At 32.5% G+C, this 16,807-nt stretch carries 16 protein-coding genes and 1 pseudogene; 1 reads left to right on the top strand and 16 read right to left on the bottom strand.

Annotated features, from left to right (window positions below; all coding sequences use genetic code 11):
- Window positions 1–28: 28 nt before the first annotated feature.
- From HMPREF3264_RS04590 to HMPREF3264_RS04565, 6 genes and pseudogenes are all read right to left on the bottom strand, one after another.
- On the bottom strand, window positions 29–1,129 hold the full coding sequence (locus tag HMPREF3264_RS04590) for a Nif3-like dinuclear metal center hexameric protein (protein WP_070872102.1): 1,101 nt from the start codon (window positions 1,127–1,129) through the stop codon (window positions 29–31).
- Window positions 1,116–1,808 (bottom strand): tRNA (adenine(22)-N(1))-methyltransferase, encoded by a 693-nt coding sequence (locus HMPREF3264_RS04585; protein ID WP_070872100.1) that lies wholly within the window; start codon window positions 1,806–1,808, stop codon window positions 1,116–1,118. Before HMPREF3264_RS04585 ends, HMPREF3264_RS04590 begins: the two co-directional genes overlap by 14 nt.
- Before the next feature lie 156 nt (window positions 1,809–1,964).
- Complete coding sequence (gene rpoD / locus HMPREF3264_RS04580) at window positions 1,965–3,071, bottom strand: RNA polymerase sigma factor RpoD (protein ID WP_002443124.1); 1,107 nt, start codon at window positions 3,069–3,071, stop codon at window positions 1,965–1,967.
- A gap of 294 nt (window positions 3,072–3,365) precedes the next feature.
- Window positions 3,366–5,162, bottom strand: a pseudogene (gene dnaG, locus HMPREF3264_RS04575) (DNA primase).
- Window positions 5,163–5,222: 60 nt separating this feature from the next.
- Window positions 5,223–6,041 carry a pyruvate, water dikinase regulatory protein gene (locus HMPREF3264_RS04570; protein WP_002443128.1) on the bottom strand — a complete coding sequence of 273 codons (819 nt, stop codon included), beginning with the start codon at window positions 6,039–6,041 and terminating at the stop codon, window positions 5,223–5,225.
- An 11-nt stretch (window positions 6,042–6,052) separates the two neighbouring features.
- Entirely contained in the window at window positions 6,053–6,676 is a 624-nt protein-coding gene (locus tag HMPREF3264_RS04565; RefSeq protein WP_080981459.1) for a transcriptional regulator CcpN, read from the bottom strand.
- Between the two features lie 340 nt (window positions 6,677–7,016).
- On the opposite strand from HMPREF3264_RS04565, the gene HMPREF3264_RS04560 reads away from it, so the two are divergent.
- Window positions 7,017–8,408 carry a glycine--tRNA ligase gene (locus HMPREF3264_RS04560; RefSeq protein ID WP_002443132.1) on the top strand — a complete coding sequence of 464 codons (1,392 nt, stop codon included), beginning with the start codon at window positions 7,017–7,019 and terminating at the stop codon, window positions 8,406–8,408.
- Window positions 8,409–8,800: 392 nt separating this feature from the next.
- Here HMPREF3264_RS04560 and HMPREF3264_RS04555 read toward each other — a convergent pair whose 3' ends face one another.
- The 10 genes from HMPREF3264_RS04555 to HMPREF3264_RS04510 all read right to left on the bottom strand — a co-directional run bounded on the left by HMPREF3264_RS04555 (window position 8,801) and on the right by HMPREF3264_RS04510 (window position 16,712).
- Window positions 8,801–9,829: an MFS transporter gene (locus HMPREF3264_RS04555; RefSeq protein WP_176746814.1), complete on the bottom strand. Its 1,029-nt coding sequence runs from the start codon at window positions 9,827–9,829 to the stop codon at window positions 8,801–8,803.
- Window positions 9,830–10,139: 310 nt separating this feature from the next.
- Window positions 10,140–10,895 carry a DNA repair protein RecO gene (gene recO / locus HMPREF3264_RS04550; RefSeq protein ID WP_176746815.1) on the bottom strand — a complete coding sequence of 252 codons (756 nt, stop codon included), beginning with the start codon at window positions 10,893–10,895 and terminating at the stop codon, window positions 10,140–10,142.
- A 31-nt stretch (window positions 10,896–10,926) separates the two neighbouring features.
- The gene (era, locus tag HMPREF3264_RS04545; protein ID WP_002443137.1) at window positions 10,927–11,829 is read right to left on the bottom strand and encodes a GTPase Era; all 903 of its coding nucleotides are present in this window, start codon (window positions 11,827–11,829) and stop codon (window positions 10,927–10,929) included.
- Window positions 11,829–12,233: a cytidine deaminase gene (gene cdd / locus HMPREF3264_RS04540; RefSeq protein ID WP_002443139.1), complete on the bottom strand. Its 405-nt coding sequence runs from the start codon at window positions 12,231–12,233 to the stop codon at window positions 11,829–11,831. The genes era and cdd overlap by 1 nt, the downstream gene beginning before the upstream one ends.
- 11 nt (window positions 12,234–12,244) lie before the next feature.
- On the bottom strand, window positions 12,245–12,589 hold the full coding sequence (locus HMPREF3264_RS04535) for a diacylglycerol kinase family protein (RefSeq protein WP_002443141.1): 345 nt from the start codon (window positions 12,587–12,589) through the stop codon (window positions 12,245–12,247).
- A gap of 2 nt (window positions 12,590–12,591) precedes the next feature.
- Window positions 12,592–13,059 carry an rRNA maturation RNase YbeY gene (gene ybeY, locus HMPREF3264_RS04530; RefSeq protein WP_070872094.1) on the bottom strand — a complete coding sequence of 156 codons (468 nt, stop codon included), beginning with the start codon at window positions 13,057–13,059 and terminating at the stop codon, window positions 12,592–12,594.
- Window positions 13,060–14,007: a PhoH family protein gene (locus tag HMPREF3264_RS04525; RefSeq protein ID WP_002443146.1), complete on the bottom strand. Its 948-nt coding sequence runs from the start codon at window positions 14,005–14,007 to the stop codon at window positions 13,060–13,062.
- A 310-nt stretch (window positions 14,008–14,317) separates the two neighbouring features.
- Entirely contained in the window at window positions 14,318–15,007 is a 690-nt protein-coding gene (locus HMPREF3264_RS04520; protein ID WP_070831082.1) for an iron transporter, read from the bottom strand.
- Between the two features lie 17 nt (window positions 15,008–15,024).
- A complete protein-coding gene (gene floA, locus HMPREF3264_RS04515) occupies window positions 15,025–16,014 on the bottom strand; it encodes a flotillin-like protein FloA (protein WP_002443149.1) in 990 nt (329 codons plus the stop codon).
- Window positions 16,015–16,031: 17 nt separating this feature from the next.
- Window positions 16,032–16,712 carry an NfeD family protein gene (locus tag HMPREF3264_RS04510; protein ID WP_259666551.1) on the bottom strand — a complete coding sequence of 227 codons (681 nt, stop codon included), beginning with the start codon at window positions 16,710–16,712 and terminating at the stop codon, window positions 16,032–16,034.
- Window positions 16,713–16,807 lie beyond the last annotated feature (95 nt).

Raw genomic sequence — 16,807 nt, 5'->3', positions numbered from 1 at the left:
CCTCCTTTAAAGTCTAATAAGCAATATATTATTTATAAGTGAATGGATCGGTGTTAATATCTGAGGCTTCGATAGGTAACTCATCTTTATACTCAAATAGCCAGTCTTCTAGCAACGATTTTAAGCCTTGCTTCATTACAAATTCGCTATAGTGGTTAATATCTAATAAATTAACACCTTGTATTTTAGCATCTAATGCGTCGTGATGTTTAATATCTCCAGTTACAAATACATCAGCACCCAATTTTTGCGCTTCATATTCAAAACCAATTCCTGAACCGCCTATCATGGCAACTTTGTTAATGACTGCATCAGGATGACCCGTATATCTTAAACTATTAATATTTAATTGCTCTTTAGTGTAACTAGAAAACTCATCTAAAGTCATCGTATGTGGAAGTTCACCTATGATACCTAAACCATACTCGCTTCGTTTCTGCAGTTTAATAAAATCATATACGGGCGTTTCATAAGGATGATAATTTATAATTGCCTGTTCGGTGATTTGTCTTTCATTTTCAGAAATCATAAATTCGAGTTTAATCTCATCTACATATTCTATACTATCGAGTTGACCGAGATAAGGATTGGCTTCTCCAACAGGTTTAAATTGTCCCTTTCCTGCGCTTTCAAAGAAACAGTATTCATAGTTTCCTTCTTTAGCTAAGCCGAGTTGATTGAGTTGGTCTTTAAAGTTTTCGACATTTTCTTTAGGGATAAAAGTTTGAACCTTATAATACGTCGTATTTTGTTGGTTAATTAGTTTAATATTATTTAAACCAAGCGTGTCTGCTAGCATCTTATTTACGCCATTTGGATTTACATCTAAATTTGTATGCATTGCGATAAGGTTAATATCGTTTTGAATTAGTTTGCGTATAATCTTGCCGTAACCAGTTTGAACGATATTTTTAATCCCTTTGAAGATAAGTGGATGATGTGCAATGATGGTATTTATATTTTTGTCTATCGCTTGATTGACGACGTCTTCAGTACAATCTAAGGCGGTTAATATACCATTGACTTGTTGGTTTTCATCGCCGATTAGTAATCCGACATTATCCCATGATTCCGCTGTGGAAAATGGTACATGTGTATCTAAAATAGATATGAGTTTACTCAATTTCATTATCTAACACCTCTTGTATGAGATTAATTTCACTTTCAATTTCTTTAAGTCTCTCATGATGTGTTGTTGAATTCAATTGTGACTTAATATGATAGAGTGCTTCGAGTTCTCTATTCCACTTTTTATAGAAATAATCATTCTTTTCCTTTAATAAATATGGGCCGAATTTTGATTCTTTTGTAGAGAGTGGTTTCAAAGATTGATTAAATTCTGCTACTACAATTTCATAAATATGCCCTTTTTCCTCAAGAATGACCTCATCTATAATTTCATAATTCAGTGACGTTAAGACATTTCTCAAGACTTGTGTTTGAATATTACTTTGCAAGATAAGCCTTGGATGATGCGTTAATTTTTCTTGCCCTTCTTTTAAAATTGAAGCAATAAGAGGTCCACCCATGCCACAAATCGTTATATTATCAATGTTTTCAGTATGATTGATAACGGCTAAACCGTCACCTAAGCGAACTTCAATTGATTCATTTAAGTCATTTTCAGCGACATTGTTCACCGCAGCCTTATACGGTCCTTTAATGACCTCGCCAGCAATTGCACTTGTACATATCTTGTTTTGTATTGCATAGATAGGTAAATAAGCGTGATCTGAACCAATATCAGCTAGTGTTCCTTGCTTTAAAAATGAGCACACACGCAATAATCGTTGATTTAAATTAATCATGTTTAAACTCCTCATATGTATTAAAAAAGAGTGGGATTGAATTCAGTATATTGAAAATTGAATTCATTATCCCACCCTTTCAAGTGTGATGATTCGATTGGGCGAGGTAGAAAACGATGTTTATTCATTCATAGACACTTGCCCAACTTTATTATTTTAATCCATGAAATCTTTAAGTCTCTTACTACGACTAGGATGTCTTAGTTTTCTTAAAGCTTTAGCTTCAATTTGACGAATACGTTCACGTGTAACACCAAATACCTTACCAACCTCTTCAAGTGTTCTTGTACGTCCATCGTCTAAGCCAAATCTTAAACGCAACACGTTCTCTTCTCTATCAGTTAACGTATCAAGTACATCTTCAAGTTGTTCTTTTAATAATTCATATGCGGCATGGTCTGAAGGACTTTGTGCTTCTTGGTCTTCAATGAAATCTCCTAAGTGGCTGTCATCTTCTTCGCCGATAGGTGTTTCAAGAGAAACTGGTTCTTGCGCAATTTTTAAGATTTCACGTACTTTTTCAGGTGGTAAATCCATTTCTTCACCAATTTCTTCTGGTGCAGGGTCACGACCTAAATCTTGTAATAATTGACGTTGAACACGTATTAATTTATTAATCGTTTCAACCATATGGACAGGAATACGGATTGTACGTGCTTGGTCAGCAATCGCTCTTGTAATTGCCTGTCTAATCCACCAAGTTGCATATGTTGAAAATTTAAACCCTTTACTAAAGTCGAATTTTTCAACGGCCTTAATTAAGCCCATGTTACCCTCTTGGATTAAATCTAGGAATAACATACCTCTACCTACATATCTTTTAGCAATACTAACAACTAAACGTAGGTTGGCTTCAGCTAATCGTGATTTTGCGATTTCATCACCTTGTTCAATTTTCTTAGCTAATTCAATTTCTTCTTGAGCACTTAACAGATTGACTCTACCAATCTCTTTAAGGTACATACGGACTGGGTCATTAATTTTGACACCAGGAGGGGCACTTAAATCATTGGGGTTTAATTTTTCATCTGTATCGGAGCTATCTTTTTCATTAACAAGAGTAATATCATTATCATTAAGTTGATCGAAGAAATCATCCATTTGATCAGAATCCATTTCGAAATTCTGTAGTTTTTCAGCAATTTCTTCATGGCTTAAATGACCTTCTTTTTTACCCTTATCAATTAATTGTTTTTTAACATCTTCTAATGTTAAAGTCGGATCAATTGTTTGTTTTTTAATTTTCACTTGGTTATCAGACATGAAAAGGCCTCCCGATTTTAATAAATACTGATAATCTTTCAATAACTATATATTATATCAATTAAATATGATTTGTATATTGTAAATATTGAATTAATCACTTTCAATTAAGCCATTTTAATATTTTATATAGGCACTTCATCAAGATTTTAATTAAAAATCAATCATACATTTAAAAATTGTGACATAGTTTTACTACCCACTCAACCTTATTAGTAACCATTGTTTAGAATGTGTGAATGTTTTCATTATTGTATCGCTTTTATATTATTACGCTTTTCAATTTCACTATATTTACATTCTACTTTTATTCTTATTTACGATAAGTTGTAAATAGTATTTTTGCAATTCTACATCACCTATACGAGATGCTTCTCTTAATTTATGATTCAATGCTTCAATTGACTCTTCGCCACTATTGCTATTAATAATGTGTATGTAGTCCTCTATTTCATTTTCATAAGGTTCATCATTAAGATTATATTGTTCTAGTTCAATGAAAGCCTCTCTTAAATCATTAGATTCAATATATTGCATTACGTCACTTATACTATAATAATCTTGTTCTGAAAAATAGTCATGCAAAATATTAAATATACTCTTAAAATATTTATTTGTAAAGTCATCACTACTAATCTTTTGATAGTAATTTAAGAATGTATCTTTATCTTTCATAAAATGTTTAAGCAGAAAGGGCACTGCTTAAACATGCTTCGATAAACGATTAAATAATTGAGTATGTGCCTGTGATGAAGGACCATAAGTACCGTAATCCGCTGGTGGTGCTTGTGGCGTTGCATTTACGCCTACTTCATGTTGAATGGTTTCTGGATTTATTTTGAAAATGTCAGCCACATCGTGTATGAGTTTATTTCGAAGTATTGTTGATTGGACAAGTGAAATGTCATTCGTCGTTTCTTTAAAATATCTTTCGTAAGCTAAGTCATTATTATTGATTTCATCTTGATGTGTTTGAACTTTAAATAAAACGAATGATTTTTTATCTTTTTGAACAAAATTTAAAAATGTGTCATTACCATATTTTCCAATATATTCATCTGGATCCATTCCAGAAGGTAATTGAACGACATACACATTTAAACCTTGTTGTAAAAGCGTTTGTCCAGTTTTCAAAGTAGCCTCTTTACCGGCGAAATCTCCATCAAACATTAATGTGATATTATGTGTTAATTTCTTAAGAAATGTGACATGTTCTTGAGACAATTGTGTCCCCATGCTTGCTACAACTTGTTTTAAACCGGCATAATCTGACTTAATAACATCCATAAATCCTTCGAGTAGAATAATTTCATCATTTTTTCGTATTGATTTACGGGCTTTATCTAAATTATATAAGAGTCTTCGTTTTTGAAAGATAGGCGTTTCTGGACTATTTAAATATTTAGGTTCTTGTCCAGTATATGTTCTACCTGAATATCCAACAATTCGTCCTTGGGCATTTTTTAAAGGGAACATGATTCTATTTCTGAATCTATCATAATAACTGAAATTCTCTTCGTTACGAGATAACAAACCAGCTTCATAAGCAAGTTCTATATCATAACCCTTTTTCTCTAGAAAGTCATGACAAAAATGTGAGTTATCTGGAGCGAACCCAATCTCTCTTTCTTTAATTAATTCATCAGTAAACCCACGTTCTCTTAAATAATTTAATGCTTCTTCGCCTTCTACAGTCTTCATTAGAGCATAATGATAATATTCTTGAATAAGCTCATGCATCTCAATCATTTTCAGATCATCTGAGGCCATTTGAGATTCTTGATTCTGTTGTGTGTTGCCAATATCAACTTGTATATTGACACGTTCACCCAACTCTTTAACTGCCTCTACAAATGGTATATCTTTAATTTCTTGCGTAAATTGGAAAACATTGCCACCCTTTTTACAACCGAAGCAATGACATATTTGTTTATCCTCAGAAACTGTGAAAGAAGGTGTCTTTTCATCATGAAAAGGACACAAACCAATGTAATTGCGCCCTCTTTTTTCAAGTTTTACATATTCACTTACTAAATCTAAAATGTCTGTCTTATCTTTAATTTCATTAATGACCGATTGATCTATACGCAAAGGGAATCACCTATTAAATATTAGTCATATTATTATATCTTTTTTACTAGGAAAATGAAATCATTTCGATTTACTTTCTTCAATTAAATATATAATATCATTTGCTGTTTCTTCAATAGCTTTATCTGTGACATCAATCACAGGGCAACCTACTTTAGAAACGAGTTCATCAAAGTAATCTAATTCTTCTTGAATACGTGCTTCTGTCGCATATCTAGCAGTATCTCCTAAACCTAGTTGTTTTAATCTTTCTTTACGGATACGATTAAGTTTTTCTTCGCTAATTTTTAAAGCAATACATTTAGATGTATCTATTTCAAATAACGCATCTGGAGGTGTGACTTCAGGAACAATTGGAATGTTCATCACTTTATAACTTTTATGTGCCAAATATTGAGATAGCGGTGTTTTAGAAGTTCTTGAAATACCTAACAGTACAATATCTGCCTTAGGTAAACCTTTAGGGTCTTTACCGTCATCATATTTAACTGCAAACTCAATTGCGTCAATCTTCTTAAAGTAAGCGTCATCTAGTCGATGTACGATACCTGGTTCGTAGTAAGGCGTTTCATCAATTGACTCTGATAATAAATCCATTAATGGTCCCATGATATCAACTGATTTCAAAGAAAATTCTTCTACTTTGGCAAGCATATATTTCTTTATTTCTGGTTTAACTAATGTGTAAACAATGATAGCGCCAGTATCACGCGCAACTTGAATCACTTCATCAACATTCTCAAAAGATTCAATGTAAGGATAGCGAAGGAATTCGTGTTTACATTGTTTAGGATTAAACTGGGAAACACCTGCTCTAGCAACTAATTCTGCTGTTTCTCCTATCGAATCTGAGGCTACAATTATCTTTATATTATCCATGTATTTACCACCTATTCTTTAAATAATGATACGAATAATTTAGTTATCGTTGTTTTAGAAATTCGACCAGTGACTTCATATTTGTCATTGTCTTTTTTTCTAACAATGGGGAGTGCGTCAATTTCTTTTTCAATCATTTGATTGGCAGCATAAATGACGAGCTCGCTTTCTTCAAGAAATGTAATATGAGGCATTCGAGTCATATTTACGCTTATCGGCATTGTATGTATATCTTCGCCAATCATGGATGCCCTGAGTAAGTCCTTTCTTGAACAAACGCCAATGAAATCATTGTCTTTATTTGTGATAAATAATGTACCTGCATCTTCTAAAAAGATTGTACAAATTGCATCATAAACAGACATTTCCTCTTTCAAAATTACAGGTTGAGACATATAATCTTTAACCACGTATTGTCTTAGTTGTTCATTAATAATTTTATTTTTAGATTTGCCCGAATAGTAATAACCGACTCTAGGTCTTGCTTCAATAAAGCCTGACATTGTCAGTATTGCTAAGTCAGGACGTAAAGTAGCGCGAGTGAGATTGAGCTTTTCAGCAATCTGTTCACCCGTGATAGGTCCTTTGGTTTTGACGATATCAATAATTTGTTCCTGTCTTTTACTAAGTTCTATAGGTCCTCACCCCTCTTGAATACTTCTTATTATAACTTTTATTATAAATTGCTACAAATACATAGAAATACTTGCTATTAAAAAATCTTTCAATTAGAATAATGTTGAAGCGAGTTAAGGATGGTGTGAGCTTAACATTGATAAATTGGCGCATGACTAAATGAATGAAATAAAAGCGAGTGTCTACACTAATTTGGGTGGAACCGCGGGTTAAATGTAAGTAAACATTTGTATTTCATGTACAAATGATTAAAAATACTTTTAAACTCGTCCCAAGATAATATGACATATTTGATATGTATATTGTCTTGGGGCGTTTTTATGTGTAAGGAGAGTTTTTATGGTAAAAGATATGGAAACAATTGTTCAACTAGCGAAACATAGAGGTTTTGTCTTCCCAGGAAGTGACATCTATGGTGGTTTATCAAATACTTGGGATTACGGTCCTCTAGGTGTGGAACTTAAAAACAATATTAAAAAAGCATGGTGGCAAAAATTTATTACTCAATCACCTTATAATGTGGGTATTGACGCTGCTATCTTAATGAATCCTAAAACTTGGGAGGCATCAGGTCACTTAGGTAACTTTAATGATCCGATGATTGATAATAAAGACAGTAAAATTCGTTATCGTGCCGATAAATTAATTGAAGATTACATGCAAAAAGAAAAAGGCGACGAAAATTTCATTGCTGATGGATTAAGTTTTGATGAAATGAAGAAAATCATTGATGATGAAGGAATTGTTTGTCCAGTAAGTGGTACAGCGAATTGGACTGATATTCGTCAATTCAACTTAATGTTCAAAACATTCCAAGGTGTTACTGAAGATTCTACAAATGAATTATTCTTACGTCCTGAAACAGCTCAAGGTATCTTCGTTAACTATAAAAATGTTCAACGTTCAATGCGTAAGAAATTGCCTTTTGGTATTGGCCAAATTGGTAAATCATTCCGTAATGAGATTACACCTGGTAACTTCATTTTCAGAACAAGAGAATTCGAACAAATGGAACTTGAATTCTTCTGTAAACCTGGTGAAGAAATTGAATGGCAAAACTTCTGGAAAACATTTGCAAGTCAATGGTTAAAAGATTTAAATATTAATGAAGAAAATATGCGTTTAAGAGACCATGATGAAGATGAATTATCTCACTATTCTAATGCGACAACTGATATTGAATACAGATTCCCATTTGGTTGGGGAGAACTATGGGGTATCGCAAGTCGTACGGACTTCGACTTACAAAAACATAGTGAACATTCAGGCGAAGACTTCAAATATCATGATCCAGAAACAAACGAGAAATATGTTCCATATTGTATCGAGCCTTCATTAGGTGCGGATCGTGTAACATTAGCTTTCTTATGTGATGCATATGAAGAAGAAGGTGTTGAAGGAAGTAAGGATGCACGTACGGTTATGCACTTCCACCCTGCTTTAGCACCATATAAAGCTGCAGTATTACCTTTAAGTAAGAAATTATCTAGTGAAGCAATTAAAATATTCGAACAATTGAGCCAAAACTTCTCTATTGATTTCGATGAATCACAATCAATTGGTAAACGTTATCGTCGTCAAGATGAAATTGGTACGCCATATTGTATTACATTCGATTTCGATTCACTAGAAGATAATCAAGTCACTGTACGTGATAGAGATTCAATGGAACAAGTACGTATGCCAATTTCAGAATTAGAAACATTCTTAGCTGAAAAAATTAAATTTTAGAATTGATAAATAGTAAATAATCATTTTTCATGGATTCAGACTGCTGATAAAGTTGGAAACTTTATCAGCAGTTTTTTATTGAAAAAAGACAAACCTTTCTTTGTTTTAAAGCAGGTTTGTCTTCAATTTGAAATTATATAATTTGAATTTCTTAATATAAGAAGTTGTATAGTCTTTTGTATTTCTTATTTTTCGCTATTCTTTTGTAACAGGATTTGATCATATAACTGTTGGAATGGAACCTTTCTTATACTAAATAAGAATATAGAGATGGTTATAAATAAACAGATATAAACGATAACATATGATTTTTGTGAAAAACTATAAAGCAAGCCTGATATAGCGTAACCAAATTGTATAGAGAAAAAGGTAAATGCATTTTTAATTTTTATTTATTTTTTTTTAATATTTTCTGGAAGAATCAATTGCTTATATATTGAGTTAGGTATAGTAAATAAAGCCGTTGCTACACCACCAATAAGACTACCTATGATAATAAATACTAGTATATAATTACTTAATATGAAAAAAGGTATAAGATTAATAATTATAATCAACGCCATTAAAGCAATAGATAAGTAGAAAAATTGATTGTAACCTTTTTTCTTGAGTTTATTCATATTTAAAGTAGTTAAAATACTACCTAACGATACAAACGTTCCGATAAGTCCTATGTTTGACGCCGATAGATGAAAAATATTCACTATACTGGTCTGAGTTCCTATTGTTATGAAGCTAAACAGAAAATTAATAAGAAAAGAGGTAAAGAATATCAAGTATAATAACTTATTGATTCTTACGAATTGAAAAACTTCCTTAAAATCATTATAAAAGTTGCTATTTTTATTTTGATGTATAGCTTGATTAGCTACATTTAATTTAGTGAATTTCATAAATAGAATTATTAATAAACTAAGAAATTCAGTGATAAATGCTATCATAAGTATAGATTTTACATTGATAATGCTATAAATTAGCCCTCCTAATAGAGGAGTTACAATCAACATGATACGTGTGACAATTCGGTTATAAATAATATAAGTCTCTAATAGTTTTTCCCCTACTAATGCTCTCATATCACTTTGAAAGACTACTAAACTAATACTGTCAGCAATAGCCAAAATACAATTTAAAATTATTATTCCTATGACTGTTGATAAAAATTGTGAATGATAATAAAAAATAGATAAACCCAAAAGAGAAATGAATTCAGCTATAATAACTAAATATTTTTTGGAGAATTTATCTACAATGTATCCAATTAATGGGTTAACAGCAAACCCAACTACCATTGTTGTAATCAAAATTAATGTGAACATTTTAGAATCATGTGTTCTATCTAAATAATGTAAACTTAAAGTAAATTCTAAGAGGGTGCTTCCAATCAAACTCACACAAGTTAAAGCTAATAATAAATACATGTTCTTTTTCATTCTTCATCAAGCCTATCAAGATATATTTTATAAATAATGAGGACCTCATTTGATACGTCCTATTTAAGTTTGTTTAATTATAATTTAAATAAATTATATATTCAATATAGAATTGATATTATAATGTATGTTCGTGAGTTTAATTGTAATAGCAGAAGCCCATATAGTATTAATCAGGAAAAATTATAATGAAATAAATAACTTTATAAAAGTAAAGTTGTAGGATAATGTTGATTATTTTAGAGAGTTTTTTATGTATGAAAAATCCACACTGTGCCGCTTTTATAAGTAAAACGGTTTAGTGTGGATCATTTTCTAGTCTTTTAAGTTGGTTAATTAACTTCTGGCTTTTAAAAAACATGCCGGCATATTCTCTGTAAAGCATAATAATGAGTTCTGACATTTCGTCTAAAATTTCTTGATGAATACTCAGAGAATTCATCTTATTGATAGGTAATTTTTGCAGTATATCTAATAGATAAAGCGAGCGATTTGTTAATTTCAAGGCGTGTGGGTCTTGATATGCTACTTCTTGAGAAATAGCTCCATCAAATTTGAAACTATAGCCCATTAATTTGGATTGGTCATCATTACCTGTTATGACGCAACGATTAAAAGAGGCAGTAAAACCAAATTTTGCCATACATTTCAATAGAACTACGATAGACATCAACTGAGCTGACGTGCCTTCGCTTATTTTCGTAAGTACAAAATGAAGAAGCTCGTAATTATATTTAGATACCTCATTTTCTTCCATTGATCTTTCAATTGTTTCTGCACATAAAGAAGCATAACTACTTTCATACAAATCTAATTGTAATTCATAGTGCTGGTTAATGACATCGACAGAATTTAAAGTTCCCATACCACGCCATTTATTATAAATAAATAAGCCATACACAAACATTTGTGTATGAGCTTGTAAACCAGATTTAACTTTTTTCGCACGTCGAGCCATTAAAGGTATTTTCGCACCATACTCATTTAAAATTGTAATGATTTTATCAGACTCACCATAATCAACCGATTTAATAATGATGCCCTTTTGTTTCATTAACATGATACATTCACCGACTCTCTAATGATCAATCTTGATCTTCAATATAGCCAATCTGGCGGATAAAGTTTACTTTATTTCTCCAATCACGTTGCACTTTAACCCATAGTTCTAAATATACTTTAGAACCAAGTAACATTTCTATATCGTGTCGTGCACGTTTTCCAACTTCTTTAAGTTTTTTACCGCCTTTACCAATGACAATGCCTTTTTGAGAATCACGCTCAACATATATTGTCGCTTCGATTCTGACTCTGTCTTCGTCTTCTTTTATCATTCGATCAACATTAACGCCAATTGCGTGCGGAATCTCTTCGCTTGTTAAATGTAAAATCTTTTCACGAATAATTTCACTCACTACAAACTGTTCTGGGTGATCAGAAATTTGGTCATCCGGATAATATTTTGGTCCTTCAGGTAGATACGATTTTAGCACATCGATAAAGTGATCAACATTTAACCCTTCAAGTGCTGAAATTGGAATAATATCTGTAAAGTCCATGTATTCTTTGTATTGTTCAATCTTTGGCATTAAAGCATCTGGATGCACAAGGTCTATTTTATTTAATACTAAAAAGATGGGTGTTTTAACATTCTTTAACATTTCCATGATATATTCATCACCACGGCCAATATCTTCATTTACATTGACCATGAACATAATGGCATCAATTTCGGAAAGTGTATTTTTAGCCACTCTCATCATATAGTCACCAAGTTTATGTTTTGGTTTGTGAATACCAGGTGTGTCTATAAAGATAATTTGAGCATCATCTCTTGTCATCACACCCTGAATTTTATTGCGCGTAGTTTGAGCTTTATCAGACATGATTGCAATTTTATGTCCTATCACTCTATTTACAAAGGTAGATTTACCAACATTAGGTCTACCAATGATTGAAACAAATCCTGATTTATGTTCTTCTGTCATTAATTTAAATCCTTTCTTGAAAATCCTAATGGTAATAGTTCGCTTACAGTCGATTCTATCATTTCGCCTTTGTGATTAGTCATATATACTGGCATATCGTCATCGCAAAGTTCTTTCAATACTTGTCTACAAGCACCACAAGGAGAGGATGGTTGATCTGCGTCAACCGTCACTGTAATAGATTCGAAATCTCCAGGTCTATAACCTTCTGAAATAGCTGCGACTAAGCTAGAACGTTCTGCACAAATGCCTAAGGAGTATGCCGCATTCTCGACATTTGCACCGTGAAACGTGCGTCCATCTTTGGTTCTTAAATAAGCCCCAACTTTAAAATGACTATAAGGCGCATATGCATTATTTTGTGCCTCCCTAACTTCTTTAAAATAATGCGATTGATAGCTCATTTATTTTCCCCCTAAAATAAACTTAAAATATGTGGTACGAAAACGATTAATCCAATACACATGGCTAAAACGGATACAATTACTACACTAAACGCTGCGATATCTTTGGCATGTTTAGCATATTCATGATATTCAGTAGTAACTAAATCGACCACAAACTCGATTGAAGTGTTAATGGCTTCTAAACTCAATACTAAAGCAATAGCAAGTAATACAAACATCCACTCTGAACGATTAATATGAAATATAAATCCCATTATGATAGCAATAATTCCAGCTAATATATGGAGTAAGAAATTTTGGTCTTTTTTTAAAATGGCTGTAAAACCATCGTAAGCATATTTGAAACGTCTCATTACTAGTCTCTAGTCAATCCGTAAGAATTTAGAATTGCATCTTGTTGACCAAACATTTCTTTTTCGTCATCTTCTGTCATATGATCATACCCTAATAAATGTAAGAATCCATGTAACGCTAAAAATCCTAATTCACGTTCAAAAGAATGGCCATAACTTTCTGCTTGTTCTTGCGCAACATCAGTGCAAATAATTATGTCTCCAAGTACGCGTGGAATTTCTAAGTCATTCATATCTATATCAGGTTCATCTTCTTCTAAAGCAAATGAAATGACATCAGTCACTTTATCTTTATCTCTATAGACTTTATTGATGTTTTGAATTTCATCTTTATCTACGAAGGTAACTGATAGTTCTGCGTCACTTTCTATATTTTCCTGTTTTTTAGCAAAGGTTAGTAAAGAATCAATTTGTTCATACCATTCATCTTTGACTAAATCAGTGTGGTCGCTAAAATCTATAGTAAACATTTAATCAACTCCTTCGTAACGATCAATAATTTTACTTACTAGTGGATGTCTCACTACGTCACTTTGGTCTAATTTCATAATACTTATACCATTGACACCGTACAGTTTTTTAATTGCTTCTTTCAAGCCACTCTTCACGCCTTTAGGTAAGTCAATTTGAGTTTGATCCCCAGTAACAACCATTTTAGAACCGAAACCTAAACGTGTTAAGAACATTTTCATTTGAGCGTGCGTTGTATTTTGTGCTTCATCTAAGATGACAAACGCATCATCAAGCGTTCTTCCTCTCATGTAAGCAAGTGGCGCAATTTCAATAATTCCTCTTTCTATAAATCTTTCTGTTTGTTCTCTTCCTAATACAGTATTTAATCCATCATAAAGCGGACGTAAATAAGGATCTACTTTTTCTTTTAAATCACCTGGTAGGAAACCAAGTGATTCTCCAGCTTCAACTGCTGGTCTTGTTAGAACGATACGTTTAACGGTACCTTTACGTAATTGCTTGGCAGCGTAAACAACTGCTAAAAATGTCTTGCCGGTACCTGCAGGTCCTATACCAAATACTAAGTCATTTCTTTTCATAGCATTGATATACATTCGTTGACCCATTGTTTTGGCACGAATCGTTTTACCGAATGCATCTTTTGTAATTTCTTCATCGTATAAATCTAAAAGGTGCTGAATCGTGTTATTATCTGCCATTTTAATAGCAGCTTCTACATCTTTAAGTGTAATTGTATTTCCCAATTCTATAACTTTTAATAAATTGGTAAGAACTAATTCTGCTTTTTCTACATGCTCTAACTTTTCACCTTTAACGGCAATTTCTTGTCCTCTAGCATGTATGACGACATCAAAGTTGTCTTCAATAGTTTTAAGATGCTCATCATTATTCCCCATTAAAGCTTGTGATTGATTAATGTCGTCAATTTGAATTATTCCTGGCATAAACGCGCTCCTTTTCAAGTTACGATAGTTAATATTATTGATTACGTAATATAATTAAATGTGTTGAATTCCATATTCATTATATCACGCTTGTTCTACTAATTAATGTGATTATGCTTTAAATCAAAGTTGAAATTTATAACGTTTGATATAACATCTATCTCATTAAAAATTTTACTAAACTCCTACAATTTAGACAAACTAAAAAGAGAGTAAAACTGTATTCATTTGGAAAAAATGAATACAAAGTTTTACTCTCCTAGTTTTAACTTATAATTAAATAATGATGTTATTAAATTAAAAGCGTCATTTAAAGTTGTTTCGGTTCACTTAGAATTTCTGACCATATTAAACCGTTGATGACCTCATCGTTGTCAAATTTGAAAGCTGAATGAGACATACTTCGTTCAACATTTTGAGAATTCAGTAGCTGTTTTAAGCGATAACGTTTTGTTCTTTCTGATAAATATTTATCTTTAATAATATCTCTCGCTTTTTTCTCAATCATTTCTAGTTGTTTTTCTTTTTCTCTATCAATCTCACTACGAACGTTTTTTAAATCCTCAGTTAAACTAGCTTCAAGTTCTTTTCTTAGTTTTTCAGCACTTTCGTCTCTTGATGTTGTGGCAACAGGTTGAGGTCTGTTGTTCTCATTGTTGTATGGCGTTGGATCTGGTTTAGGATGTGTATGAGTTTGTGACGGCGTGGTTGTTTCTTTATATGGTCTATCTTCTTCCTCATCTAAATCTTTATTTATAGGAGGAAGTGTTTCTTCAAAGTCTTTACGTTGTTTCTTTTCAGTTTCACCATTTAATTCATCATTAAGTTCCTTAAAAGTTTTCTCAAATTCTTCAAAGAAACCACCCTTTTTAGGTTGTTGTTCGCCTTGTGATTTCTGAGGTGGTCTTTGATTTTGTCTGTCTTCGTGGCTCTTGTCACGAATCGCACTAATGGCTGTAACAATTATTGATATTATAAATATTATAATACCGATACTCATCTAATCACCTCATTATATTATTGTTCTGGTGATTCATCATCATTTTGATCAGTACGTTTGTTAATCGCATTTCTCATGCCAGTATCTGCTTCGATATTCTTCAGATTATAATAATCTTTAACTCCGATATTACCTGATCTTAATGCTTCAGCCATAGCTAATGGTACTTCTGATTCTGCTTCAACAACTTTAGCTCTCATTTCTTGTACTCTAGCTTTCATTTCTTGTTCAGATGCTACAGCCATAGCGCGACGTTCTTCGGCTTTAGCCTGTGCGATATTCTTATCTGCAAGTGCTTGTTCAGTTTGTAGATCAGCACCAATATTTTTACTAATATCAACATCTGCAATATCGATAGATAATATTTCAAATGCAGTTCCAGAGTCTAACCCTTTACTTAATACAGTTTTAGAGATGTTGTCCGGATTTTCAAGAACTTCGGTATGATGTTCACTTGAACCAATAGTAGAAACGATACCTTCACCAACACGGGCGATAATTGTTTCTTCACCAGCACCACCGACTAATCTAGCAATGTTAGCACGTACTGTGATTCGGGCTTTTGCTTTAACCTCGATACCATTCATTGCCACACCTGCGATAAATGGTGTTTCGATCACTTTAGGATTAACTGACATTTGAACAGCTTCAAGTACGTCACGACCTGCTAAATCGATAGCGGCACCACGTTCAAATGGTAAATCTATATCTGCGCGTTGTGCTGCAATATTTGCATCTACTACTCTATCAACGTTACCACCAGCTAAGTAATGTGATTCTAATTGATTTGTAGTTAACTTTAAGCCTGCTTTATGCGCTTTAATTAAAGGTGCTATGACCTTTCTTGGTGATACTCTTCTTAGTCGCATACCTACAAGTGTACCAATGCCGACATGAACGCCAGCTGCTAATGCAGAAATCCATAATCCTACTGGTACAAATGAAAATAGGATTAATAATGCAACTACGATAATTACAGCTATGATTATAAAACCAATACCAAACATTGAATCGCTCCTTAATATTATTCTATTTCTCTAACAACTACACGTGTACCTTCTACCTCAAGAATTTTTACTTGTCTATTACGTAAAATAAACGTGCCATCTGATACAGCATCTATTCTTTCATCGTCACAAGTGATAATTCCTGCAGGTCTAAGATCGGTAACTGTTCGAGCGGTTTTACCCACGAGATGAGAGCGGTCTTCATGTGAACGATAACCAGCCTCAGAATTTGTTGAATCTTTTAAGATTACTTTATCTAGAAATGGAATTTTTCTTTTGAAGATTTTCACTAATAACACCCACTCTATAATTGATAATATTAATGCAACCACTACATTACCAAGCATGAGTATAATATTATCACCTAGCATAATAATACTTAATGTAATAAGTGTCATACCAATAATGCCAATGACTGCACCAATAATAAACAGCTCTATAATAACTAGTATTACGCCTACTGTAAATAAGAGTACAGATAATACGTTGACATCCCCATTAATAAGGAATCCTAAAAATAGTAATAATAATGCTAATGAAGCAATGATTCCTATGATATTAATACGTTTTGAATATAATTGGTATAGAAAACCTAGGAAGATAATACATGTAAGTATTAGCGAAACGAAAGGTTGAGTTATCAAATGCGCAATATGATCAACCCAATTATTTCCACTAGTAAGTTTCGTTAAAAGCAACGTATGTATTAGATTGGAGTAATTCACTATTTCACCTCACCCTCATTATGATTATACATGAAAACGCCCACATTATATAGCATTTCACTAATATA

Source organism: Staphylococcus sp. HMSC62A08, assembly GCF_001839105.1.
In the GTDB taxonomy this organism is placed as follows: Bacteria; Bacillota; Bacilli; order Staphylococcales; family Staphylococcaceae; genus Staphylococcus; species Staphylococcus caprae.
This window is presented reverse-complemented; position numbering and strand designations above follow the sequence as displayed.